Origin of the sequence: Nonomuraea fuscirosea (assembly GCF_003001935.1) — a bacterium.
Classification (GTDB): domain Bacteria; phylum Actinomycetota; class Actinomycetes; order Streptosporangiales; family Streptosporangiaceae; genus Nonomuraea; species Nonomuraea fuscirosea.
The window spans coordinates 153292-175935 of the sequence record NZ_PVNG01000015.1; the positions used below are offsets into that span (position 1 = coordinate 153292).

25 protein-coding genes are annotated in these 22644 nt (G+C 71.1%); 20 read left to right on the forward strand and 5 right to left on the reverse strand.

Annotated elements, in window-relative coordinates:
* The first annotated feature begins 1 nt into the window (after position 1).
* The 7 genes from B0I32_RS32080 (at position 2) to hemL (ending at position 7466) form a co-directional block, all read left to right on the forward strand.
* Positions 2-679, forward strand: a complete 678-nt coding sequence (locus B0I32_RS32080) for a redox-sensing transcriptional repressor Rex (RefSeq protein ID WP_106246152.1) — start codon at positions 2-4, stop codon at positions 677-679.
* A complete protein-coding gene (locus tag B0I32_RS32085; protein ID WP_106246153.1) occupies positions 676-1932 on the forward strand; it encodes a glutamyl-tRNA reductase in 1257 nt (418 codons plus the stop codon). Before B0I32_RS32080 ends, B0I32_RS32085 begins: the two co-directional genes overlap by 4 nt.
* Positions 1929-2849, forward strand: a complete 921-nt coding sequence (gene hemC, locus B0I32_RS32090) for a hydroxymethylbilane synthase (RefSeq protein ID WP_106246155.1) — start codon at positions 1929-1931, stop codon at positions 2847-2849. The genes B0I32_RS32085 and hemC overlap by 4 nt, the downstream gene beginning before the upstream one ends.
* On the forward strand, positions 2840-4390 hold the full coding sequence (locus B0I32_RS32095) for a bifunctional uroporphyrinogen-III C-methyltransferase/uroporphyrinogen-III synthase (protein WP_106246157.1): 1551 nt from the start codon (positions 2840-2842) through the stop codon (positions 4388-4390). The genes hemC and B0I32_RS32095 overlap by 10 nt, the downstream gene beginning before the upstream one ends.
* 20 nt (positions 4391-4410) lie before the next feature.
* Positions 4411-5394, forward strand: a complete 984-nt coding sequence (gene hemB / locus B0I32_RS32100) for a porphobilinogen synthase (RefSeq protein ID WP_106246158.1) — start codon at positions 4411-4413, stop codon at positions 5392-5394.
* 130 nt (positions 5395-5524) lie between these two features.
* Positions 5525-6154: a bifunctional DNA primase/polymerase gene (locus tag B0I32_RS32105; protein WP_106246160.1), complete on the forward strand. Its 630-nt coding sequence runs from the start codon at positions 5525-5527 to the stop codon at positions 6152-6154.
* 22 nt (positions 6155-6176) lie between these two features.
* Entirely contained in the window at positions 6177-7466 is a 1290-nt protein-coding gene (hemL, locus tag B0I32_RS32110; RefSeq protein WP_106246161.1) for a glutamate-1-semialdehyde 2,1-aminomutase, read from the forward strand.
* 4 nt (positions 7467-7470) lie between these two features.
* Here hemL and B0I32_RS32115 read toward each other — a convergent pair whose 3' ends face one another.
* Positions 7471-8346, reverse strand: a complete 876-nt coding sequence (locus tag B0I32_RS32115) for an EamA family transporter (RefSeq protein WP_106246163.1) — start codon at positions 8344-8346, stop codon at positions 7471-7473.
* Positions 8347-8530: 184 nt separating this feature from the next.
* On the opposite strand from B0I32_RS32115, the gene B0I32_RS32120 reads away from it, so the two are divergent.
* The gene (locus tag B0I32_RS32120) at positions 8531-9451 is read left to right on the forward strand and encodes a LysR family transcriptional regulator (protein WP_106246164.1); all 921 of its coding nucleotides are present in this window, start codon (positions 8531-8533) and stop codon (positions 9449-9451) included.
* 56 nt (positions 9452-9507) lie between these two features.
* On the opposite strand, the gene B0I32_RS32125 is transcribed toward B0I32_RS32120, so the two are convergent.
* Positions 9508-10359 carry a DMT family transporter gene (locus tag B0I32_RS32125; RefSeq protein WP_181307994.1) on the reverse strand — a complete coding sequence of 284 codons (852 nt, stop codon included), beginning with the start codon at positions 10357-10359 and terminating at the stop codon, positions 9508-9510.
* Positions 10360-10450: 91 nt separating this feature from the next.
* Here B0I32_RS32125 and B0I32_RS32130 point away from each other — a divergent pair, with 91 nt between their 5' ends.
* From B0I32_RS32130 to B0I32_RS32155, 6 genes are all read left to right on the forward strand, one after another.
* On the forward strand, positions 10451-11089 hold the full coding sequence (locus tag B0I32_RS32130) for a histidine phosphatase family protein (RefSeq protein ID WP_106246167.1): 639 nt from the start codon (positions 10451-10453) through the stop codon (positions 11087-11089).
* Positions 11090-11211: 122 nt separating this feature from the next.
* Positions 11212-11787: a TlpA family protein disulfide reductase gene (locus B0I32_RS32135; RefSeq protein WP_245956159.1), complete on the forward strand. Its 576-nt coding sequence runs from the start codon at positions 11212-11214 to the stop codon at positions 11785-11787.
* Positions 11780-12502 (forward strand): cytochrome c biogenesis CcdA family protein, encoded by a 723-nt coding sequence (locus B0I32_RS32140; protein ID WP_106246171.1) that lies wholly within the window; start codon positions 11780-11782, stop codon positions 12500-12502. The genes B0I32_RS32135 and B0I32_RS32140 overlap by 8 nt, the downstream gene beginning before the upstream one ends.
* On the forward strand, positions 12502-14076 hold the full coding sequence (gene resB, locus B0I32_RS32145; protein WP_106246173.1) for a cytochrome c biogenesis protein ResB: 1575 nt from the start codon (positions 12502-12504) through the stop codon (positions 14074-14076). Before B0I32_RS32140 ends, resB begins: the two co-directional genes overlap by 1 nt.
* A complete protein-coding gene (gene ccsB / locus B0I32_RS32150) occupies positions 14066-15136 on the forward strand; it encodes a c-type cytochrome biogenesis protein CcsB (protein WP_106246175.1) in 1071 nt (356 codons plus the stop codon). The genes resB and ccsB overlap by 11 nt, the downstream gene beginning before the upstream one ends.
* 61 nt (positions 15137-15197) lie before the next feature.
* Complete coding sequence (locus B0I32_RS32155) at positions 15198-15707, forward strand: DinB family protein (protein WP_106246176.1); 510 nt, start codon at positions 15198-15200, stop codon at positions 15705-15707.
* Here B0I32_RS32155 and B0I32_RS32160 read toward each other — a convergent pair.
* Positions 15704-15997 carry a PLDc N-terminal domain-containing protein gene (locus B0I32_RS32160; protein ID WP_106246437.1) on the reverse strand — a complete coding sequence of 98 codons (294 nt, stop codon included), beginning with the start codon at positions 15995-15997 and terminating at the stop codon, positions 15704-15706. The genes B0I32_RS32155 and B0I32_RS32160 overlap by 4 nt on opposite strands.
* 157 nt (positions 15998-16154) lie before the next feature.
* Here B0I32_RS32160 and B0I32_RS60205 point away from each other — a divergent pair, with 157 nt between their 5' ends.
* A complete protein-coding gene (locus tag B0I32_RS60205; RefSeq protein ID WP_245956160.1) occupies positions 16155-17324 on the forward strand; it encodes a hypothetical protein in 1170 nt (389 codons plus the stop codon).
* Positions 17325-17334: 10 nt separating this feature from the next.
* A complete protein-coding gene (locus tag B0I32_RS32170; RefSeq protein WP_106246178.1) occupies positions 17335-17577 on the forward strand; it encodes a hypothetical protein in 243 nt (80 codons plus the stop codon).
* 271 nt (positions 17578-17848) lie between these two features.
* Here B0I32_RS32170 and B0I32_RS32175 read toward each other — a convergent pair whose 3' ends face one another.
* Complete coding sequence (locus tag B0I32_RS32175) at positions 17849-18070, reverse strand: BldC family transcriptional regulator (protein ID WP_026214226.1); 222 nt, start codon at positions 18068-18070, stop codon at positions 17849-17851.
* A 256-nt stretch (positions 18071-18326) separates the two neighbouring features.
* Here B0I32_RS32175 and B0I32_RS32180 point away from each other — a divergent pair, with 256 nt between their 5' ends.
* Positions 18327-18545: a DUF4229 domain-containing protein gene (locus B0I32_RS32180; RefSeq protein WP_106246179.1), complete on the forward strand. Its 219-nt coding sequence runs from the start codon at positions 18327-18329 to the stop codon at positions 18543-18545.
* Here B0I32_RS32180 and B0I32_RS32185 read toward each other — a convergent pair.
* A complete protein-coding gene (locus tag B0I32_RS32185; RefSeq protein ID WP_106246181.1) occupies positions 18542-19747 on the reverse strand; it encodes a hypothetical protein in 1206 nt (401 codons plus the stop codon). The two genes, B0I32_RS32180 and B0I32_RS32185, sit on opposite strands and share 4 nt — an antisense overlap.
* Positions 19748-19854: 107 nt before the next feature.
* Between B0I32_RS32185 and B0I32_RS32190 the strand changes: the two genes are divergently transcribed.
* The 3 genes from B0I32_RS32190 to B0I32_RS32200 all read left to right on the forward strand — a co-directional run bounded on the left by B0I32_RS32190 (position 19855) and on the right by B0I32_RS32200 (position 22644).
* Complete coding sequence (locus tag B0I32_RS32190) at positions 19855-20571, forward strand: demethylmenaquinone methyltransferase (RefSeq protein WP_106246182.1); 717 nt, start codon at positions 19855-19857, stop codon at positions 20569-20571.
* A gap of 356 nt (positions 20572-20927) precedes the next feature.
* A complete protein-coding gene (locus B0I32_RS32195) occupies positions 20928-22184 on the forward strand; it encodes a geranylgeranyl reductase family protein (RefSeq protein ID WP_106246184.1) in 1257 nt (418 codons plus the stop codon).
* Between the two features lie 64 nt (positions 22185-22248).
* Positions 22249-22644: an NADH-quinone oxidoreductase subunit A gene (locus tag B0I32_RS32200; RefSeq protein WP_080043646.1), complete on the forward strand. Its 396-nt coding sequence runs from the start codon at positions 22249-22251 to the stop codon at positions 22642-22644.

Here is a 22644-nt window from a genome sequence, read left to right on the forward strand (position 1 = left end):
CGTGAAGAGCCCGTCCCAGCCCCGCGACCGCGGCATCCCCGAAGCCACGGTCGCCAGGCTCCCGTTGTACCTTCGGGCGCTGCACGGGATGGCCGAGCGGGGGATCGCGACCGTCAGCTCGGAAGACCTGGCCGTCGCCGCCGGGGTCAACTCGGCCAAGTTGCGCAAGGATCTGTCTCACCTGGGCTCCTACGGCACGCGAGGCGTAGGCTATGACGTCGAATACCTCGTCTACCAGATCTCCCGCGAGCTCGGACTGACCCAGGACTGGGCGGTGGCGATCGTCGGAGTCGGTAACCTCGGCCGCGCGCTGGCCAATTACGGCGGTTTCGTCTCCAGGGGCTTCCGCGTCGCGGCGCTCGTGGACGCCGACCCCGAAGTGGTGGGCGACACCATCGCGGGGTTGAATGTGGAGCACATCGACGAACTGGAAACCGTGATCGGGCAGCGCGGAGTCTCGATCGTGGTTCTGGCGACACCGGCGGCGGCGGCGCAGGCGGTCTGCGACCGCGTGATCGCCGCGGGCGTCACCAGCATCCTGAACTTCGCCCCTGTTGTACTTTCCGTGCCGGACAGCGTCGATGTCCGTAAAGTCGACCTATCAATCGAACTGCAGATTCTCGCGTTCCACGAGCAACGCAAGGCTGGGGGGCCACTCATGGCGATGGACGGTCAATGAGTGTTCTGGCTGTAGGACTCAGTCACCGGACCGCGCCGGTGGCCCTGCTGGAGCGCGTCTCGATGACGGGCGAGGCGCTGGTCAAGCTCCTGCACGACGTACGGCAGGACTCCTGCGTCGCCGAGGCCATGGTGATCTCGACCTGCAACCGGGTCGAGGTCCTGGTCACGGCCGACCGCTTCCACGCCGCCGTCACCGCGATCACCGACCTGCTGGGCGTCCACTCCGGCGTTCCCGTCGAGGAGCTGCGGCCGCACTTCTTCGTGCACTACGAGGAGCGGGCCGTCGAGCACCTGTTCTCCCTCGTGTGCGGGCTCGACTCCATGGTCGTCGGCGAGGGCCAGATCCTCGGCCAGGTCCGCCAGGCGCTCAAGCTGGGGCAGCGGCAGGGCACCGTCGGCGCCACCCTCAACGAGCTGGTCCAGCAGGCACTGCGGGTCGGCAAGCGGGCCCACCACGAGACCGGCATCGACAAGCACGGCGCCTCGCTCGTCTCCGCCGGGCTCGCCCTGGCCGGCGACCTGACCGGGCGGCGCGCCCTGGTGGTGGGGGCCGGCTCCATGAGCTCCCTGGCCGCCGTCACGCTCGCCCGCGCGGGCGTGAGCGACATCACCGTGGCCAACCGCACCTTCGAGCGCGGCGCCAGGCTGGCCGAGTCCGTCGGCGGGCGGGCGGTCGGGTTCGGCGCCGTGGCGGGCGAACTGGCCGGCGCCGACATCGTCATCACCTGCACCGGCGCCGGGCGCCACGTCATCACCCCCGGCATGCTGAGCGGCCCCGCGTTCCTGCTCGACCTGGCGCTGCCGCACGACATCGACCCCGCCGTACGCGAGGTGCCCGGCGTCACGCTGGTGGACCTGGAGACGATCCAGGAGTCCGGCATCGGCTCCGCCGAGGGCGACGCCGTACGCACCGTGCGCGACCTCGTGGCCGGCGAACTGCGCGCCTACCTCGACGCCGAGCGGGCGGCCAAGGTCACCCCGACCGTGGTGGCGCTGCGCAGCAAGGCCGCGGGCGTGGTCGAGTCCGAGCTCGGCCGGCTCCTCATGCGCGTGCCCGAGCTCGACGAGCGGGCGCGAGACGAGGTCGCCATGACCGTGCAGCGGGTGGTGGACAAGCTGCTCCACGAGCCGACTGTGCGTGTCAAGCAGCTCGCCACCTGCCCGGGAGGCGATCATTATGCCGAAGCCCTGCGCGAGTTGTTCGACCTGGATCCGAAGATGCCCGAGGCCGTGAGGGAGGTGGAGCTGTGACGACCCGTACGGGCGCGCTGCGGCTCGGCACCCGACGCAGCCTCATGGCGACCACGCAGTCCGGCATGGTGGCCGACGCCTATATCCAGCGCACCGGGCGCGCGATCGAGCTGGTCGGCGTCACGACGTTCGGCGACGTGACCAAGGCCCACCTGGCCCAGCTCGGCGGCACGGGCGTGTTCGTCAACGCGCTGCGCGACAAGCTGATCGAGGACGAGGTCGACTTCGCCGTCCACTCGCTGAAGGACCTGCCGACCACGCAGGACCCGCGCTTCGTCCTGGCCGCCATCCCCGCCCGCCACGACCACCGCGACGCGCTGGTCGGCACGCACAAGTTCGCCGACCTCGCGCCGGGCGCCAGGGTCGGCACCGGCTCGCCGCGCCGGGTGGCCATGCTCAGCGCGCTCCGCCCCGACCTGGAATACGTCCCGATCCGCGGCAACGCCGACACCCGGATCGGCAAGGTCACCTCGGGCGAGCTCGACGCCGTCGTGCTCGCCTCGGCCGGCCTGGAGCGGATCGGCCGCAGCCACGAGATCGCGCAGATCTTCGAGACCGAGGAACTGCTGCCCGCCCCCGGCCAGGGGGCGCTGGCCGTCGAGTGCCGCGCCGACCGCGCCGACCTGATCGAGTTCCTGCGGGTGCTCGACGACCCGTCCACCCGCTCGGCGGTGATCGCCGAGCGTGCCGTGCTGAACGCGCTGGAAGCCGGGTGTTCCGCCCCGGTGGGTGCTTTCGCGGCCGATGACGGGCACACTCTGAACCTGACCGCTGTGGTCGTCTCCATCGACGGCCGCGAAGCGGTCCGCAAGTCCGCCGCCGGCTCTCCTTCGGAGGCTGCGAAACTGGGCCGCCTCCTAGCGGCCGAGATGATCGCCGAAGGGGCCGACAGATTGATGGGGGAGCAATCCCATTGAGCTCCGATAGTCCGACCTCCGGTTTCGTCGCGTTCGTGGGCGCGGGTCCCGGTGATCCCAACCTGCTCACGCTCCGCGCCGCCGAACTGCTCGGCAAGGCCGACGCGGTGGTGCTCGACGACGAGACCCAGACCCCGCTGCTGCGCCACTGCCGTGAAGGCGTCGAGGTCGCCGAGCGCGACTTCGTCAAGCGTGCCGCCCGCGGGCAGCTCGTGGTGCGCCTGTGCGCGGGCGACCCGATGCTGTTCTCCTCGATCACCGAGGAGGTCGCGGCCTGCGCCGCGGCGGAGGTCGACTTCGAGATCGTGCCCGGCGTGCCGCCCGCGACCGCCGTGCTCACCTACGCCGGCATCCCGCCGGCCAGCGCCGTGCCCGAGTTCCGGGTCGTCGACGCCGCCCAGGAGCAGGACTGGGCCGCCCACGCCGCCTGCCGCGGCACGCTGGTCGTCTACAACGGCATCGGCGACGCCGTGCCCATCGGCAAGGCGCTGATCGCGGGCGGCAAGCCCGACACCACGCCCGTCGCGGTCAGCAGCGGCGGCACCACCACCGAGCAGTACACCGTCGTGTCCACGCTCGGCCGGCTCCAGGCCGACCTCAAGCACGCCGGCTTCACCGAGCCCGCGCTGATCGTGGTCGGCGAGGCTGTCGGGCTGCGCGACAAGCTCTCGTGGTTCGAGACCAAGCCGCTGTTCGGCTGGCGGGTGCTGGTCCCGCGGACCAAGGAGCAGTCGCGCAGCCTGTCCGAGCAGCTCGTGGCCTACGGCGCGGTGCCCGAGGAGGTGCCGACCATCTCGGTCGAGCCGCCGCGCACGCCGCAGCAGATGGACCGCGCGATCAAGGGCCTGGTCACGGGCCGCTACGAGTGGGTGGCCTTCACCAGCGCCAACGCGGTCAAGGCGGTGCGCGAGAAGTTCGAGGAATACGGCCTCGACGCCCGCGCCTTCGCCGGACTCAAGGTGGCGGCCGTGGGCGACGCGACCGCGCGCGCCCTGGTCGAGTTCGGCGTCAAGCCGGACCTGCTGCCGTCGGGCGAGCAGTCGTCGGAAGGGCTCGTGGCCGAGTGGCCGCCCTACGACTCGATGCTCGACCCGATCAACCGGGTGCTGCTGCCGCGGGCCGACATCTCCACCGACACGCTCGTGGCCGGGCTCACCGAGCTGGGCTGGGAGTGCGACGACGTCACCGCGTACCGCACCGTGCGGGCCGCGCCGCCGCCCGCGCCCATCCGCGAGGCCATCAAGGGCGGCGGCTTCGACGCCGTGCTCTTCACGTCCTCGTCCACGGTGCGCAACCTCGTCGGCATCGCCGGCAAGCCGCACAACGTCACCGTGATCGCGGTCATCGGGCCGCAGACGGCCAAGACCGCCGAGGAGTTCGGGCTCCGCGTCGACGTCATGGCCGACACACCGTCCGCCACCGCCCTGGCCGCCGCCGTGGCCGAGTTCGGGGCCAAGCAGCGCCAGGCGGCGCTGGCCGCGGGCGACACCCCGCGCCGGCCCTCGCAGAACCGCCGTGGCGCCAGGAGGAGAGTCAAGTGAGTGCCCCAGTGAGTGCGCACGTGAGCGCGCAGTATCCCGTCGCCCGCCCCCGCAGGCTGCGCCGCGGTCCTGCCGTGCGCCGCCTGGTCCAGGGCAACCGGCTGCACGCCGCCGACCTGATCCTGCCCATGTTCGTCAAGGAAGGGCTCACCGAGCCGCAGCCCGTGGCCTCCATGCCGGGCGTGTTCCAGCACACCCGCGACTCGCTGCGCAAGGCCGCCCACGAGGCCGCCGAGGCCGGCGTGGGCGGGCTGATCCTGTTCGGCATCCCCGCCGTGAAGGACGCCCGCGGCTCGGCCGCCGACGACCCCGACGGTATCCTGCAGCAGGCGCTGCGCGACGTGAACGCCGAGGTCGGCGACTCCCTCGTGGTGCTGGCCGACACCTGCCTCGACGAGTTCACCGACCACGGCCACTGCGGCATCCTCACCCCGTCGGGCGACGTCGACAACGACGCCACCCTGGAGCGGTACGCGTCCGTCGCGGTCGCCCAGGCCGAGGCCGGGGCGCAGATGGTGGCGCCGAGCGGGATGATGGACGGCCAGGTCGGCGCGATCCGCACGGCGCTCGACGCGGCCGGTCACGCCGGGGTCCCGATCCTGGCCTACTCCGTCAAGTACGCCTCCGCCTTCTACGGGCCGTTCCGCGACGCCGCCGAGTGCGCCCCGCAGTTCGGCGACCGCAGCACGCACCAGCAGGACCCGGCAGGCCCGCTGGACGAGGCGCTGCGCGAGGTGCGGCTCGACCTGGCCGAAGGCGCCGACGCCGTCATGGTCAAGCCCGCCGGGGCCTACCTCGACGTCATCACCCGCGTCCGCGCCGAGGTCGACGTGCCCGTGGCCGCCTACCAGGTGAGCGGCGAGTACGCGATGATCGAGGCCGCCGCGGCCAACGGCTGGATCGACCGGGACCGGATGATCCACGAGTCGCTGGTCGCGATCAAGCGCGCGGGGGCCGATCTGATCCTCACCTACTGGGCCGTGGAAGTGGCACGAGGGCTCTAACCTAGGGGTTTCCCGTCAACTCCTGGGGCCCGTGGGTTAGAGTTGCAGGACAAGTGCTGGTGTGTCCCGCGTGTGCGTACAGCCCGGGATCCGGGACCTCCTCAGGCACTGTGAGGCGACGGGAGACACCATGGTGGGGGTACCACTGGCTCGGCGTACCAAAAAACGCGCGCGGCCGACACGCATCGACGCCGTGCTCGAATACGCCGCCCTGGGCTGGCCCGTGGTGCCCGGCGCCTACGCGCTCCGCACGGGGCCGCGGGCCTGCTCCTGTGACCGGGTCGGCTGTCCCGACCCCGGCGCCCATCCGCTGTCGCCCGCCTGGCATCTGCAGGCCACGACCGACCCGGCCCTGCTCACCCGCTGGTGGCAGGCCGAGCCCGAGGCGGGTGTGATTCTGCCCACGGGGCGCGTGTTCGACGTCTTCGACGTACCGCTCGCCGCCGGCCTGTCGGCCCTCACCAGGATCGACGCCGCCGGCGCCCACCCAGGCCCGGTCGCCGCCAACGGCGACCGGGTCTTGTTCTACGTGGCGACCAGGGGCAATCCGGAGGACGAGGACGAGTGGTGGTCGTGTCACCTCGACTGCGACCCGGCGACCATCGACGACACGCCGGGGCTGCGCTGGCACTGCCGCGACAGCTACGTCGTGGCCCCGCCCTCGACGCTGCCCGGCGGGCAGAACGTCACCTGGCTGCGCGCACCCGACGGGCGGCCGCTGCCCGACCCGCTGCTCCTCCTGGAGTGGCTGGCCGACTGAGCGGCGCGGCTAACCTGGATCGGTGAGCCGTACACAGAACTCCGACGACCTGTTCGCCCGCGCCCGCCAGATCGTCCCCGGCGGCGTCAACTCCCCGGTGCGCGCGTTCGGCGCGGTGGGCGGCACTCCCCGCTTCATGGCCTCGGGGCAGGGCCCCTACATCACCGACGTCGACGGCAACCGCTACGTCGACCTGGTCTGCTCGTGGGGCCCGATGATCCTCGGCCACCGCCATCCCGCCGTCGTCGAGGCCGTCTCCGACGCGGTGGCGGGCGGGTTCTCCTACGGCACCGCCACGCGGGGCGAGGTCGAGCTGGCCGAGGCGATCGTCGAACGGGTCGCGCCGGTCGAGAAGGTGCGGCTGGTCAGCTCCGGCACCGAGGCGACGATGAGCGCCGTACGCCTGGCCAGGGGCTTCACCGGGCGGTCCAAGGTGATCAAGTTCGCCGGCTGCTACCACGGCCACGTCGACGCGCTGCTGGCCTCGGCCGGCTCCGGCGTCGCCACGTTCGGGCTGCCCGACACCCCCGGCGTGACGGGGGCCTCGGCGGCCGACACGATCGTGCTGCCGTACAACGACGTCGAGGCCGTCGAAGCGGCGTTCGCGACGGGCGAGATCGCCTGCGTCATCACGGAGGCGTGCCCGGCCAACATGGGCGTCGTCCCGCCGCGCGACGGGTTCAACGCGCGCCTGCGCGAGCTGTGCACGGCGGGCGGCGCGCTGCTCATCGTGGACGAGGTGCTGACGGGCTTCCGCGTCTCGGCGGCCGGCTGGTACGGCCTCGACCCCGTCGACGCCGACCTGATCACGTTCGGCAAGGTCATGGGCGGCGGGCTGCCGGCGGCGGCGTTCGGCGGCCGGGCCGACGTCATGGGGCACCTCGCGCCCGAGGGCCCCGTCTACCAGGCGGGCACGCTGTCGGGCAACCCGCTGGCCTGCGCGGCCGGCCTGGCGACGCTGCGCGCTCTCGACGCCGAGGCGTACGCGCGGGTGGACGACGCGGCGCTCAAGGTCGGGCAGGCCGCCTCGGAGGCGCTGGCGGCCGCCGGGGTGCCGCACCGGCTGCAGCGGGCGGGCAGCCTGTTCTCGATCTTCTTCACGGACGCCGAGGTGACGAACTTCGCCGAGGCCAAGACGCAGAACACCGCGGCGTTCACGGCCTTCTTCCACGCGATGCTCGACCAGGGCGTCTATCTGCCGCCGTCGGCGTACGAGGCGTGGTTCCTGTCGGCCTCCCACGACGACGAGGCGCTCGGCCGCGTGGCCGAGGCCCTGCCCGCCGCCGCCAAGGCGGCCGCCGCCGTCCTCTGACCCGTTACGAGGGCGTGGCCGCCGGTTCGGCCGGCGCGGGGCGGCGGGGCCTGGTGCCGGCGTAGAGGACGCCGGAGACGATGAGCGCGGCGGCCAGCAGCTTGACCCAGGACAGCGCCTCACCGGTCACCAGGGCGGCGGAGGACATGCCGAAGACGGGCACGAGCAGCGTGTACGGCGCCACGGTCGAGGCGTCGTAACGCCGCAGCAGCCAGCCCCAGACGCCGAAGCCGCCCAGGGTCGAGACGAAGGCCACGTACACGAGCGACAGCCACCCCTCCGTCGCGGTGCTCAGCACCGGCGCCCCTTCCACCAGCACCGACAGGAGCAGGAGAGGGGGCGCGGAGAGGGCGCTCACCCAGACCATGAAGCGCAGGGAGTCGGGCGGCGCGGCGCGGCGCTGGACGACGTTGCCCAGCCCCCACGCCGCGGCGGCGGCCACGCACAGGGCGAAGGCGCCCAGCGGGCCGGCGACGCCGAAGTCGAACGCGACCAGGGCCAGCCCGCAGAAGGCGACGGCCAGCCCCAGCACGCGGCGGGCGGTGAGCCGCTCCCCGAGCAGCGTCACCGCGAACAACACGGTGAACAGTGCCTGCATCTGCAGGACGAGGGAGGTCAGGCCGGCCGGCATGCCCGCTCGCATTCCCACGAGCAGCAGCCCGAACTGGCCCACTCCCAGGGTGGCCGCCACCCCGGCGACCCAGCGCCACGGGACTCCCGGCCGGCCCACGAAGAGCAGGGCGGGGAACGCGGCCATGGCGAAGCGGAGGCCGGCGTACAGCAGGGGCGGGAAGTGCTGCAGGCCGACCTGCATGACCACGAAGTTGAAGCCCCAGACGGCCGCGAGGCCGACGGCGAGGGCGAGGTGGCGGGGGCTCACTCAGCGAGCGGGCTTCTGGTACCGGATGCGCTGGTCGCGAGCCTGCTCGGCGAGCACCTTGAGGTAGGAGACGGAACCGGTCTGCTGCTTCTTCGACTTGATGATTCTCATGCATCTATTTTCATCTGCTACACATTCAACGACAAGCGAGACTTTCTACGCTAAACCGTTTAGGCTGGCTTACATGTTGGACTTGAACCGGTTGAAGGCACTTCACGCAGTCCACGTCTACGGTTCCGTCGGGGCCGCCGCGGACGCCCTCATGGTCACGCCGTCGGCGGTGTCGCAGCAGATCGCCAAGCTGGAGCGCGAGACCGGCGCCAGGCTCATGGAGCGCAACGGGCGCGGCGTGCGCCTGACCGACGCGGCCGGGCTGCTCGCCGAGCACGCCGAACGCATCCTCGCCCTGGTCGAGACGGCCGAGGCCGACTTCGAGGCGCTGCGCGGCGAGGTCGTCGGCCGGCTGAACATCGCCGCCTTCCCCACCGCCTCGCGCGGGCTCATGCCGGGCGCGCTCGTCTCGCTCAGGGGACGCCATCCCGACCTGCAGGTGCAGCTCAGCGAGCGCGACCCCGAGCGGGTGGTGCGCGAGGTGGCCAGGGGCGAGCTGGACCTGGGCGTGATCCAGGACTGGCTCAACCGGCCCATGGCCATCCCCGAGGGCCTGTCCAAGGCCACACTGCTGGACGACATCGCCGACGTGGCCATCCCGGCCACGCACCCGCTGGCCGACCGGCGCGAGATCGAGCTGGCCGCGCTGAGCGGCGAGCAGTGGATCAGCGGCGCCCCCGGCACGGTCTGCCACGACTGGCTGGTCTACACGTTGCGCAGCGCCTCGCTTGAGCCGGAGATCTCGTGCATGGCCGACGAGTACCCGACCCAGCTCGCGCTGGTGGCGGCCGGCCTGGGCTGCGCGATCGTGCCGCGGCTCGGCCGTGACTGCGTGCCCGACGGCGCCCGGCTCGTCCCGCTGCTGCCGCGCCAGTCCCGGCGCATCTACGCGATCTGGCGCCAGGACGCGGCCCGCCGCCCCGCGATCCGCGCCATGGTCGACGCGCTGGTGGAGGCCAGCAAACAACAGGAGAACGCCTGGGCCGTCACCTGACAAGCGGGCGCCCGGCTGAGGGGGCCGGCTCAGGGCGGAGTCAGCTCAGGGCGGAGTCAGCTCAGGGCGATGGCCACGACGCCGCCGAGGATGACGGCCGCGGCCATCAACCGCCGCCGTACGTCGCCCTCGGCCAGCAGCCGCCCCCCGAGCAGGACCGCGATCAGCACGCTGACCTCACGGGCCGGCGCCACCACGCTGACCGGCGCCATCGTGAACGCGAACAGGATCAGCAGGTACGACAGGAAGATCAGCACCGCCGCCCCCAGCACCCGGTACCGGTGCTCCCGCCAGACCGGCCGGATCAGGGCCCGCCGGGCGCCGAGCACGAAGGGCGTGAGCGCCAGCGCCCGCCCCACCTCGCCGAGGTAGTTGAGCATGATCGGCGCCACCGCGAACGCGCTCACCACCCGCGAGTCCCACACCGTGTACGCGGCGATGAACACCCCCACGACCAGCCCGGGCACCAGCCCCTTGAGCTCCGCGTGCCCGCCGCTCATCAGGAACACCCCGGCCCCGATCAGCACGATCCCGGCGATGTTGGCCACCGACGGGCGCTCGCCCAGAAACAACACCGCGACCAGGGAGGCCAGCAGCGGCCCCGTGCCCCGGGCGACCGGGTAGACGAGTGACAGGTCGCCGCGGCCGTACCCGCGCTGGAGCAGCACGAAGTAGCCGAGGTGCAGCGTGGCGCTGCCGCCCGCCACCGCGAGGTCTTTCAGAGTGACGGGAGTGCCCGTGACCAGGAGGAACCCGGCGAACAACGGGCTCCAGACGACGGCCGCCGCGACGGCGACGAGCCAGAGGAAGACCGCTCCGTCGGCCTGGGCGGCCCGTTTGCTCAGCAGATTCCAGGTGGCGTGGGAGACGGCGGCGGTCATGACGAGGACGAGTGCCCATGGGCTCACGCGGGAGGCTCCCTTCCGGCCCGACTTTACCGCGCGCGCCCCGCGAGGCCCTGGCGGCACGGTCCTGCCGAGCGGATAGGCTGGGCCCACCATGGCTGAAACCACCGTCGTCCACCTGCTGCGCCACGGTGAGGTGCACAATCCCGGGGGCGTCCTCTACGGCAGGCTGCCCGGCTACCACCTGTCGGAGACGGGCCGGCTCATGGCCGAGACGGTCGCCAAGGCGGTCGGCGGCCGTGACATCGTCGCCCTCTACAGCTCACCGCTGGAGCGCGCGCGGGAGACGGCGGCTCCGCTCGCCGCGAAACTCGGCATCGAGGTCGTCCAGGACGAGCGGCTGATCGAGGCGGGCAACCTGCTGGAGGGGCGGGTGCTGGGCCAGGGACTGGCCGTGCTGCGCAACCCGCGCAACTATCGCTATTTCTGGAATCCGATGCGTCCGTCCTGGGGCGAGCCCTATCCGGTCATCGTCCAGCGGATGAAGTCGATCATCGACGAGGCGCGGGCGGCTGCGCGCGGCCACGAGACGGTGCTGGTCAGCCACCAGCTGCCGATCTGGGCGATCAGGTCGGCCGCGGAGGGCCGCAGGCTGTGGCACGACCCCCGCCGCCGGCAGTGCGCGCTGGCCAGCCTCACGACGCTCACGTTCGACGGCGATCGTCTGGTCAGCATCGGTTACAGCGAGCCGGCCGGAGGCCTGGAGACGGGACCCACCGTCCCCGGCGCCTGATGTCCCGGGCGAAGAGCCCGGCGAGACGGGCCCGCCGTCCCCGGGGCCTGATGTCCGGGGCGGAAGGACGCACCGGTAGAGTTGCAAGCTCTACCGGTTGTAGTACAAGGAGATCTTCCTCCGTGCGCGCCAAGTCCATCTCCCTCCTTCTCCTGGCCCCCCTGGCCCTTCTGGCCGCCGGCTGCGCGGGCGCCCAGGGCGGTCAGCCCGCGGCCGGTGACACCCGGTTCGTCGCGGGCGACGGGAAGATGCAGGTGTTCGAGGCGAGCGAGCGCAAGACCGCGCCCGCGATCGAGGGGCCGACCCTCGACGGCGGCACCGCCTCGCTGGCCGCGCACAAGGGCAAGGTCGTGGTGCTCAACTTCTGGGCGTCCTGGTGCGGCCCGTGCCGGGCCGAGGCGCCGGTGCTCAAGGAGGTCGCGGCCAAGACCAAGGCCGGCGGCGTCGAGTTCCTCGGCGTCGACTTCAAGGACCGCCAGGCCGACGCGAAGGCGTTCGAGCGCACCGAGCAGACCGGCTACCCCCACCTCTTCGACCAGCCGGGCAAGGTCGCGCTGGCCTTCCAGGGCACGGTGCCGCCCGCGGCCATCCCGTCCACGCTGATCATCGACAAGCAGGGCAGGATCGCGGCCAGGGCGCTGGGCGCGGTCAAGTACACCGACCTGATGAACGCGGTGACCAAGGTGCGCGATGAGTGATGTCGTCGCCTCGGGCTCGCTGCTGCTGGCCGTGCCCATCGCGGTGCTGGCCGGCGTGGTCTCGTTCCTGTCGCCGTGCGTGCTGCCGCTGGTCCCCGGCTACCTGTCGTACGTGACCGGCATGAGCGCCGACCCCAGGCGGGGGCGGCTGGTGCTGGGGACGGCGCTGTTCGTGGCCGGGTTCGGGCTGGTGTTCGTGCTCAGCGGGGCGCTGTTCGGCGGGCTCGGGTCCATGATGCTGGGCAACGCGGAGATCATCACGCGCGTGCTCGGCGTGCTGACCATCGGGCTCGGGCTCGCCTTCCTCGGCGTGCTGCCCGGCCTGATGCGCGACGTGCGCATCCACCGCCTGCCCGCCGCGGGACTGGCCGGCGCGCCGCTGCTCGGGGTGGTGTTCGGGCTCGGCTGGACGCCGTGCATCGGGCCGACGCTGGCCGTCGTGCTGACGCTCGGGCTCAACGAGGGCAGCGCAGGACGCGGCGCGCTCCTGGCCGTCGCGTACGCCCTGGGCCTCGGCCTGCCGTTCATCGGCGCGGCGCTGGCCTACAGCCGGGCCCTGCGCACGTTCCGTGCCATCCGCAAGCACTCGCGCCTGATCACCAGGATCGGCGGCGGCATGATGGTGGCCGTCGGCGTGCTGCTCGTGACCGGGCTCTGGGGAGAGATGATCGCGGCCATGCAGGGCCTGATCGGCGCGTTCGAGCCGGTGATCTGATGAGCGTCGAAGAGCTGGAGCGCAAGCGGGCACCCGAGCGGGCCTCGTTCGGGCCCGTGGCCTGGGCGCGCTGGGTGTGGCGCACGCTCACCTCGATGAAGACGGCCCTCATCCTGCTGTTCCTGCTCGCGCTCGGCTCGGTGCCCGGCTCGCTGGTGCCGCAGCGCGGTGTCGAGCCCGACAAGGTCGCCCGGCTCTACGAGCAGAGCCCGGCGCTGGCCGCCTGGTACGACCGGTTCCAGCTCTTCGAGGTCTTCACCTCGGTCTGGTTCGCCGCCATCTACCTGCTGCTGTTCACCTCGCTGATCGGCTGCGTCATCCCGCGTACCGCGACCTACGTGCGCGAGCTGCGCCGCAAGCCGCCCGCCGCGCCGAAGAACCTGTCCAGGCTGCCCCACACCGCCGCGTTCGAGACCGGCCTGGACGACGGGCCGGCGGTCGAGCAGGCCGCGCGGCGGCTGCGCAGGCTGCGCTTCCGCGTCGTGACGGGCGACGGCTGGGTGTCGGCCGAGAAGGGCTACCTGCGCGAGACCGGCAACCTGTTCTTCCACGTCGCCCTGCTCGGCATCCTGCTCGCCATCGCGGGCGGCTCGCTCTACGGCTACCGGGGCAACGTGCTGGTCGTCGAGGGCGACGGCTTCGCCAACACCGTGGCCGCCTACGACCGGTTCTTCCCGGGCAGCCAGGTCTCGGCGGAGTCGCTGGAGCCGTTCTCCTTCCAGCTCCAGGACTTCAAGGTGGCCTACCAGGTCACCGACGACAAGCGCGGGCAGGCGCTCGACTACAGCGCCCACCTCAAGGTCAACGACTCGCCGCAGGCGCCGGCCCGCGACTACGACCTCAAGGTCAACGATCCGCTGGAGATCGACGGCACGCAGACGTACCTGATCGGCAACGGCTACGCGCCCGTGTTCAAGGTGACCGACGGCAAGGGGCAGGTGGCCTTCGAGGGGCCCGTGGCCTGCCTGATCGAGGACAAGGCCACGATGACCTCGGGCTGCGTGGTCAAGGTGCCCGACGCGCAGCCGTCGCAGCTGGGGTTCCTGCTGCGGTTCCTGCCGACCAGCGTGCCGCTGACCGACGGCAACCACGCCTCCGCCTTCCCCGGCGAGCTCAACCCGGAGGTGCAGGTGCTCGGCGCCTTCTCCGGCGATCTGGGCGTCCGCTCGGGCAAGCCGCAGTCGGTCTACGAGCTGGCCGAGCCCGAGGTGCTGAAGAAGCTCAAGCCGGTGCTCATGGGCACCGACATGCCCAAGCCGCTGGCCGTGGGGCAGTCGGTCGATCTGCCCGGCGGGCTGGGCAAGCTCGAGTACATCGGCGTCAAGGAGTGGATCACGCTCCAGATGGCCTACGACCCGGGCCGCATGCCCGCGTTGCTCGCCGCCGGCACGGCCGTCGTCGCCATCGCGCTCTCGCTCATGATCCGCCGCCGCCGGGTGTTCGTCCGGATCGCGGGCGGCCGGGCCGAGGTGGGCGGCCTGACCCGTACGGAAGGGTCCGCGACGGGCTTCGCCGAGGAGTTCGCCGAAATCGTCAAGGTTCTATCAGCAGCAGGAGACAAGGATGTCCGCTGAGCGACTCGCCGAGCTGAGCGACCTTTTCGTCGTCGCAGCCGTCTTGCTCTACGTCGTCGCCATGGTCGGTTTCGCCGTCGATCTCGCCTTCGGCCGGACCCGCCTCGACCGGGCCACCGACCGGGCCACCGACCGGGCCACCGATCGGGCCGCCGATGGGGAGCCGGTCGAGGCCAGGCGGCCGGTCGCGGTCGGAGCCGCCGTGCGGGACGGTGAGTCGTCCGCCACGTCCGAGCCGGCCTCGGTCACGTCCGAAGCCTCCGTGGCGGCGGGAGCCGGGGCCGCTGAGGCGGGCGCGGGGGCCGTCGGGACGGCGAGCGGGCCGACGGCGCCGAACGTGCCCGCGCGGGCCGGGACGGTGGCTCTGGCGCTCGCCTGGCTCGGCTGGGCCGCCAACTTCGGCGCCCTCGTCACCCGCGGCCTGGCCGCGGACCGGTGGCCGTGGGGCAACATGTACGAGTTCGTGGTCGCGATCTGCTTCGCCGCCGTGACCGCGTTCCTCGTCACCCAGATCCGGCACAACGTGCGCTTCCTGGGCGCGTTCGTCATGGTCACCGCCGCGCTCGGCCTCGGGCTGGCGGTCAAGGTGTTCTACACGGTCGCGGGGCCGGTGGTGCCGGCGCTGGACTCGTACTGGATCGCCATCCACGTCACCGCGGCCATCATCGCCACCGGCCTGATGACGATGGCCGGGGTGTCCGGCATCCTCTACCTGGTGCGCGGCGACGGCGCGTCACGCCTGCCGGCCCGCGCGGACCTGGAGCGGGTGGCGCACCGGGCGATCGTGTTCGCCTTCCCGCTGTGGACGTTCGCCGTCATCGCGGGCGCGCTGTGGGCGGACCGGGCGTGGGGCCGCTACTGGGGCTGGGATCCCAAGGAGGTGTGGGCCTTCATCACCTGGGTGGCCTACGCCGCCTACCTGCACGCCAAGGCGACGGCCGGATGGAAGGGCAGGGCCGCCACGATCGTGCAGCTCGTGGCGTTCGGCTGCCTGATGTTCAACCTGATCGGCGTCAACATCTTCATCGACGGCCTGCACAGCTACGCCGACGTCGACTGACGGCGATGACGGCGTGAGCGCCTCGGCCAGGGTCCATGCCGTCGGCTGTTAGGTTCCCGGCATGAGAACAGTGCCGTTCACCGGTGGTGAGAAGGAAAGTCTCCAGGCCAGCATGGACCGTCATCGCGACGCCGTGCTGTGGAAGGTCGAGGGCCTGGACGACGAGGCGCTCCGACGCCCCATGACCCCGTCGGGGACGAACCTGCTGGGCCTGGTCAAGCATCTGGCGGCCGTCGAGTACTGGTGGTTCGCCGACACGTTCGGGCAGGAGCACGAGGAGCTTCCGTTCGACGACGATGACGAGAACGCCGATCTGCGCGTCGATGCCGGCGAGAGCACGGCCGAGGTCCTCGCCTTCTACGCCCGCGCCCGCGCGTCGTCGGACGAGGTCATCGGGAAGTTCGGCCTCGAGGATCTCGGCAGGAACGAGCGCGGTGAGAAGGTGACGCTGCGCTGGGTGCTCATCCACATGATCGAGGAGACGGCCCGGCACGCCGGTCACATGGACATCGTGCGTGAGCTCATCGACGGCGCGAGCGGCGACCATCGGCGGGCCCGGTCACAGCACTAGCTCACGTCGTCGCCGCGCATGCGGCGGTCGAGGTCGCGCAGGAAGTCGGGGTCGTCATCCGGCCCCTTCGGCATGCCGGGCCCCGGGGGCACGGGCCAGGCCGCGTGCGGGGCGCGCGGACGGCCGCGGACCATCCACACCACGCCGCCGAGCAGAGGGATGACTACGACGATGAGGATCCACAGTGCCTTTGGTACGTTCCTAACCTCGTCTTCGGGCGTGGTGACCACGTCGAAAAGCGAGAAGAGCCAGAAGACCAGCAGCGCCAGGCCAATCAGAACAACTGCCATGCCCGAACTGTAAGCCATCGCACGACCTGATCGTGCTGCCCGATGTCCCATATCGGGTGACTAGCGGAAGATCCGCGTCGTACGGTGGAAACGGATGTGGCGGTGTCCACGGAGGTCCGAGAGGCCGGGTGGGCATCCACGGGCGTTGAGAGGTGCGATGGCCTTTTCTGCGGACAGGAGTCCGGGCGACAAAGGTCGGCATCGGCGCGGCCGCTGGTGGCGGCGCGGTTCCTACCTCTTCTCCCGCCGCGCCGAGGCCCCGCCCGACGCCCAGCGCTCCTTCTGGTCGAGGACCCGTGAGCGGCGCCAGGAGGCCAAGGCCGCCGCGCGGCGCGAGGCGGCGGCGGGGCGTCCCGGCGCGGGCCCGCCCGATCGGTCCGGCTGGCCCGGCGGCGAACGCGCCGAGCGGGTGGCCTGGCCCGGCGAGCACGAGCGGGCGTCCGGCGCCGGCGGGCGGGAGAGGGCGAGGTGGCCCGGCGGCGACGAGCGTGAGCGGATGACGTGGCCGGGTGGCGAGCGTGACCGGATGACGTGGCCGGGCGGCGAGGCCCCCGGGTCGTGGGAAAGGCGTCATGAGATGAGCCGGGACGGATTCACGCTGCGCGAACGCGGCGAGCGGCTGCCGGCCGCCGTCATGATCGACCGTCCCCGCTACACCTGGTACGACTTCGAGCTGGCCGACCAGCCGCTCAGGGCCCAGCCCAACCGCCCCGACGCGCCCTCGCTCGGCGACGGCCTGCGTCACTGCGGCAAGCTGGAGACGATTTTGCACCGCCAGTGGGACGCCAGGCGGAGCCGGCCGCCGGTGGACGTCATCCGCGCCGTGGAGAGCCTGGCCAGGCTGCCGGAGCGGCTGAAGGAGCTGCTCGCGGAGGGCCTGGAGGGCATCTACGTCGGCCCCGGCGGTGTTCCCGACCTCGACGACATGGGTTACTTACGCGGCGCCCCGCTCCCGTCGGGCCGCGCGACCTGGGACATCTGCGCGGGCGCGTACGGCGACCGCAAGATCGTCGTGGGCGACCGCCCCTCACCCACACCCGACGTGATGATGCACGAGGTGGGCCACGCGATCGACGACATCGACTCGGCCCACGGCGACTGGGTGTCCGACTCGCCGGAGTTCGTGCGGCTCTACGAGGCGGCCGTCCCGCTGTTGGCCTCGACGTTCCACCGTCAGGGCGGCGGGCTGGGCCGCAAGGAGTTCTTCGCCGACGCCTTCGCCGCCATCGCCTCCCGCCAGCGCCCGGCCCTCGTCGACATGCTCGGCGGCGACACGCGCATGGCGCTCGACATCATGCTGTTCTTCAACCGGCGCTACGGAATCTAGGTGATCGGCGATGTACGTCATCCGGCTCGCGGACGGGACACTGCGCGTGCCGCAGAGCCTGTCCAGCGAAGACGGGCGTCTGATCGGCAACGCGTACGTGGACGTGCAACCCGGTGACCCCGACTACGAGCAGTGGCTGCCGGAGTCGCTGACCGAGGAGGAGGCGGAGCTGCGCCGCCGTCGCTGGGAAGAGGAGAACGACGAGCTGGAGCGCGAGTTCCTGGCCTTCAAGGCCCAGCAGGAGGATGCCTGAGCCGGCGGCGCGAGGCACGTCCGGGCGGGGGACAGGACGGAGTATCGGTCGCTGTCCGAGCGGGGGACAGGACGGATGACCGGTCGCTGCCTGGGCGGGGAGAATGGGCAGGCGCCAGCCACGGTCGGCGGTTGGCGCCGCCCCGTGCTCGCCGTACGGAAGTGTGGCCGGAAAGCACGCCGAACAGTGGGTCCCGCCAGCGGTGATCCTGGTGGCAGTGGTCGCCGTTGAACGACGGGCCACCGTGCAGGATCACCGACTTGACGGAACGTCAGACGCGCGGGGACTCACCTGCTGGCCTGTCGGCCGTAAGAACGTCCTCGCCTCGGAGAAGGGCGTGGACTTCCGACTCGCGGAAGCGCCGGTGCCCTCCGGGGGTGCGGATACTGCTGATGCGGCCTGCCGCAGCCCAGCGCGTAACCGTCTTTGGGTCTACCCGGAAGAGGGCGGCAACCTCTCCTGGGGTCAGCAGACGCTCGCTGCTACTCTCCACCAATCTCTCCCCCTCGCATCCCGCTTCCTGCCAGCGGGCGGACAGGTAACAAGTGTGTCGAGCGAAGCCTGATTTATCCGTGGTTTTCGACAAAGATCACGGGTTGTTATCAGCTGACTGCCCGATTGTTATATGATAGAGCCTCTTTGGGGCTCTCGTGGGTGTTTCTTTACGAAACTCCCTAACTGGGAACAGTAGCAGTGCTCGCGACCGATGCGAAGAGCGAGCCGTACACAGGTCCGAGTAACCTCGACCTGTGCGTCCCGTTCTCCTTTACACCGCGTCCAGACTCGCCCTGTTTCTCGTGACTCTCGGTGTCCTGTTCCTGCTCGGACTGCAAAACCCGATCGCGCTGATCGTGGCTTCTTTCTTGATCAGCGGCATAGCGAGCTACGTCTTGCTGTCGAAGCAGCGTGACGCCGTGAGCGAGCGACTCAGCGACAGGATCGACCGGCCGAAGCCGCAAGACGACTAGGGCAGGGGGAACATGCCAATCCGGGCATGGTACTCCCGTCCGAGTCTCGTTGTGTCGCTACCGACAAGTAGTCCGCCGCCGTGCGCGTAAAACGCCTTCACGCCGATGCCGCGCTCCCGAGTGGGATTCCAACTGAGCGCCTTTCCGGTGCGCGGATGAATGGCGCCGATCCCCGGCCGTGACACCGCGCCCGGCCCCGCCGAGTCACGGCCCCGCGGATTGTCCAGCCAGCGCTGATGCCCTCCGACGTAGACCGCGGCGCCGGTCACCGAGACGGCGTAGAGCGAGTCGCCGCCCGTCGCGTTGACCCAGGTGGGCCTGATCGCCGAGCCCCTGCTGTAGGTCTCGAACCTGGCCGCCGTGTCGCAGATCCCGCCCCTGGCGCCGCCGGTGGTGACCACCGCGAAATAGCTCCCGTCGGGGGAGAAGTCGAGGCCGCGTACGTAGGAGGGGAAGTTGGGGCTGCACGGCTTGGCGTACGCCTCCGTACGCCAGGGCGCGACCCTGGCCTGCGCGCCGCCGACGTCGATCAGCCCCAGCTGCGGCCTGGAGTGGCCGCCGAGCGTGGTGAACGAGCCGTCCACGGCGAGCCGGTCGCGCGAGACGGCCAGCGCGTGCACCTTCACCCGGGCGGTCAGCGGCCCGCCCGGCGTGATGGCGAAGGCCGGGTCGGCCGCGCCGGTGGTGGCGTCGAGCCTGGCCAGCGCCGTACGCGGGCTGGTGAAGTCGCCGCCGACGTACAGCTTGGCCCCCTGCCTGGCCACCGAGGTCACCATGCCGCCGCCGATGCGCGGATCGAAGCCGGGCGCGAGCGAGCCGTCGGCGAGCGCGAGCCTGGCCAGGCCGCGGGCCCGCTGCTGGTTCACGCCGTGGAACTCGCCGCCCACGTAGACGGTGTCCCGGTCGCCGGCGGCCAGGCCGAAGACCGGCCCGGCCACGCTCGGCGCGAAGCCGGGCAATATCCGGCCGGTGGCCAGGTCGTAGGCGAACAGGTTGTCACGGGCGTGGATCGTTCCACGGGAGGCGTCGCTCACTTCGCTGAACGAGCCGCCGACGACGACGGTGCGCCCGACGACGGTGATGGCGTTGACGATGCCGTCGAGCACATGAGGGGTGGTGTCTATCGGGTCGGCCGACACGACGCGCGGATGCGCGGCGGGAGCCGAGGCGATGATGGCCGCAAGGGCGACACGGGAAAGCATTCGCCAATATCTAGCAGACGTTGCGTAGTCTCATGGCTACTTTCCGTCGATTGTCCCGGATGGGCATGCCCGCCGGCCCGGGGGCGCCTGCCCGTAGGGTGTGGGGCATGACGCGCGCTCAGTTGGACAAACAGCCGGATGAGGTCGCCGCGATGTTCGATCGCACCGCCCGGCGCTACGACCTGGTCAATGACGTGATCTCGCTCGGGCAGGTGAGGCTCTGGCGCAAGGTGGTGGCCGCCGCCGTGGACGCGGGTCCCGGTGAGCTCGTGCTCGACCTGGGGGCCGGCACCGGCACCTCCACCGACGCGTTCACCACGCTGGGCGCGCGGGCGATCGCCTCCGACTTCTCGCTCGGCATGCTGCGCACCGGCGTGGCCCGGCACGGGGGCAACGCGCTGTCGGGGGCCGGGGTGCCGTTCCTCGCGGGTGACGCGATGCGGCTGCCGTTCGCCGACGACGTGTTCGACGCGGTGACGATCTCGGTGGCGCTGCGCAATGTGCACGACACCGGCCTCGCGCTGCGGGAGATGCTGCGGGTGACGAAGCCGGGCGGCCGGCTGGTCATTCTGGAGTTCTCCCATGTGACCGTCAAAGCGTTCGACCTGGTCTACCGCGAATATCTGATGCGGATGCTGCCGAAGGTGGCCAAGGTGTTCGGCTCCAACGACGACTCCTATGAATATCTGGCCGAGTCGATCAGGGACTGGCCCGATCAGCGGACGCTGGCCGGGACCATCCAGCGAGCCGGCTGGGAACGCGTGGCCTGGCGCAATCTCACCGCGGGGATCGTGGCCGTGCACCGGGGTTTCAAGCCCGCCTGAGCGCGGCGGCCGGGCGCGTTTCCGCGGCATTTTCAGTGGGACGAGTCCGGTGAAAGAAATCGCCGCGGCGAATGCGCGGGTGCCGGACGCATGGACGGCGCGGCGCTCGGGAGCGGAGCGGGCTCCTGACCGGCCGGGCTCGGATCCAGTCAGGGCCTGCTGCTAGCGTGACGGATCATGAGTGCGCTGGCCCCAGGCGACACGCCGTCCACTTGGATCACAGAACGGCACCCCGACTGCCACTATGTACCCGAAAAGCAGTAGACTGCGGGCCGGTAAGTTTGTGAAGGGGTTCACAAAGGAACGAAGGCGCGACACCCCCACGGCCTTCGAGCGTGTAGGGACAGGACAGTCCAGTGACCGTGCCAACAGCCATACAGGCTGACGCCGCCGACGTCATCGTCGTCGGCGCCGGTCCCGCCGGTTCCGCAACCGCTTTTCACCTCGCGCAGGCCGGGCTCGACGTGCTGCTCCTGGAGAAGACCACGTTCCCCAGGGAGAAGGTCTGCGGCGACGGTCTGACCCCCCGCGCGGTCAAGCAGTTGCAGAACATGGGCGTCGACATCGACGCGCCCGGCTGGATCAGGAACAAGGGACTGCGCGTCGTCGGCGGCGGCCTGCGCTTCGAGCTCGACTGGCCGCAGCTCGACCGCTTCCCCGACTTCGGGCTCGTCCGCACCCGCCAGGACTTCGACGAGATCGTCGCCGCCAACGCGGTCAAGAACGGCGTCCGCCTCATGGAGGGCGTCACCGTCACCGGCCCCGTCCTCGACGACCGCAGCGGCCACATCGTCGGCGTCACCACCAAGGACGGCCGGACCTTCCGCAGCCGCGTGGTCGTGGCCGCCGACGGAAACAGCACCCGCCTGGCCCTGGGCATGGGCCTGCACAAGCGCGAAGACCGCCCGATGGGCGTGGCCGTGCGCACCTACTTCGAAAGCCCGCGCCACGACGACGACTACCTCGAGACCTGGCTGGAGCTGTGGGACGGCGACACACTGCTGCCCGGCTACGGCTGGGTGTTCGGCGTCGGCGACGGCACCTCCAACGTGGGGCTCGGGCTGCTCAACACCAGCTCACAGTTCGGCAACATCGACTACCGCGACCTGCTGCGGCGCTGGTGCCGGTCGATGCCGGCGGAGTGGGGCTTCACCGAGGAGAACATGACGGGCCCGATCCGCGGCGCCGCGCTCCCGATGGCCTTCAACAGGCAGCCCCACTACACACGCGGCCTGGTGCTCGTGGGAGACTCCGGCGGGGCGATCAACCCGTTCAACGGCGAGGGCATCGCCTACGCCATGGAGACCGGCGAGATCGCCGCCGAGATCATCGCGAAGGCCCTCAGGACCACCACCCCCGCGCAGCGGGAACGGACCCTGCGGACCTATCCTCAAGTGCTGAAGGACGCCTACGGCGGTTACTTCACCCTGGGGAGACTGTTCGTCGAGGCGATCGGGAAGCCCGGGGTGATGAGCTTCGGCACCAAGCACGGGCTGCCTCACCCGAGGCTGATGCGCTTCGCGCTGAAACTCCTTGGTAATCTCACCGACCGGCGAGGCGATGCGTCGGACATGATCATTAACGCACTCTCGAAGGTCGCGCCACCAGCATGAATCTCGCAATCAACAGATCCGGCTGCGCGCCCGCGCGCGCGGCGACTCCAGAGGAGGCGTAGCGATGGACCTTTACGTGCCCATCCTGGTGCTCGCCGTTCTCGCGGGGGGCTTCGCGATCTTCTCGGTCGCCATCGCTCCCTTCACCGGTCCCAAGCGCTGGAACCGCGCCAAGCTTGACGCCTACGAATGCGGCATCGAGCCGACGCCCCAGCCGGTCGGTGGCGGACGGTTCCCGCTCAAATACATGATCACGGCGATGCTCTTCATCGTCTTCGACATCGAGATCATCTTCCTCTACCCGTGGGCCGTCTCGTTCGCTCCGCAGACGGACGACCTCGGCCGCGTGCTCTCCTCGGGCCTGGGGCTGTTCGCGCTCGTCGAGATGCTGCTGTTCATCGTCACCGTGCTCGTCGCCTACGCGTACGTGTGGCGCCGCAAGGGTCTGGACTGGGACTGA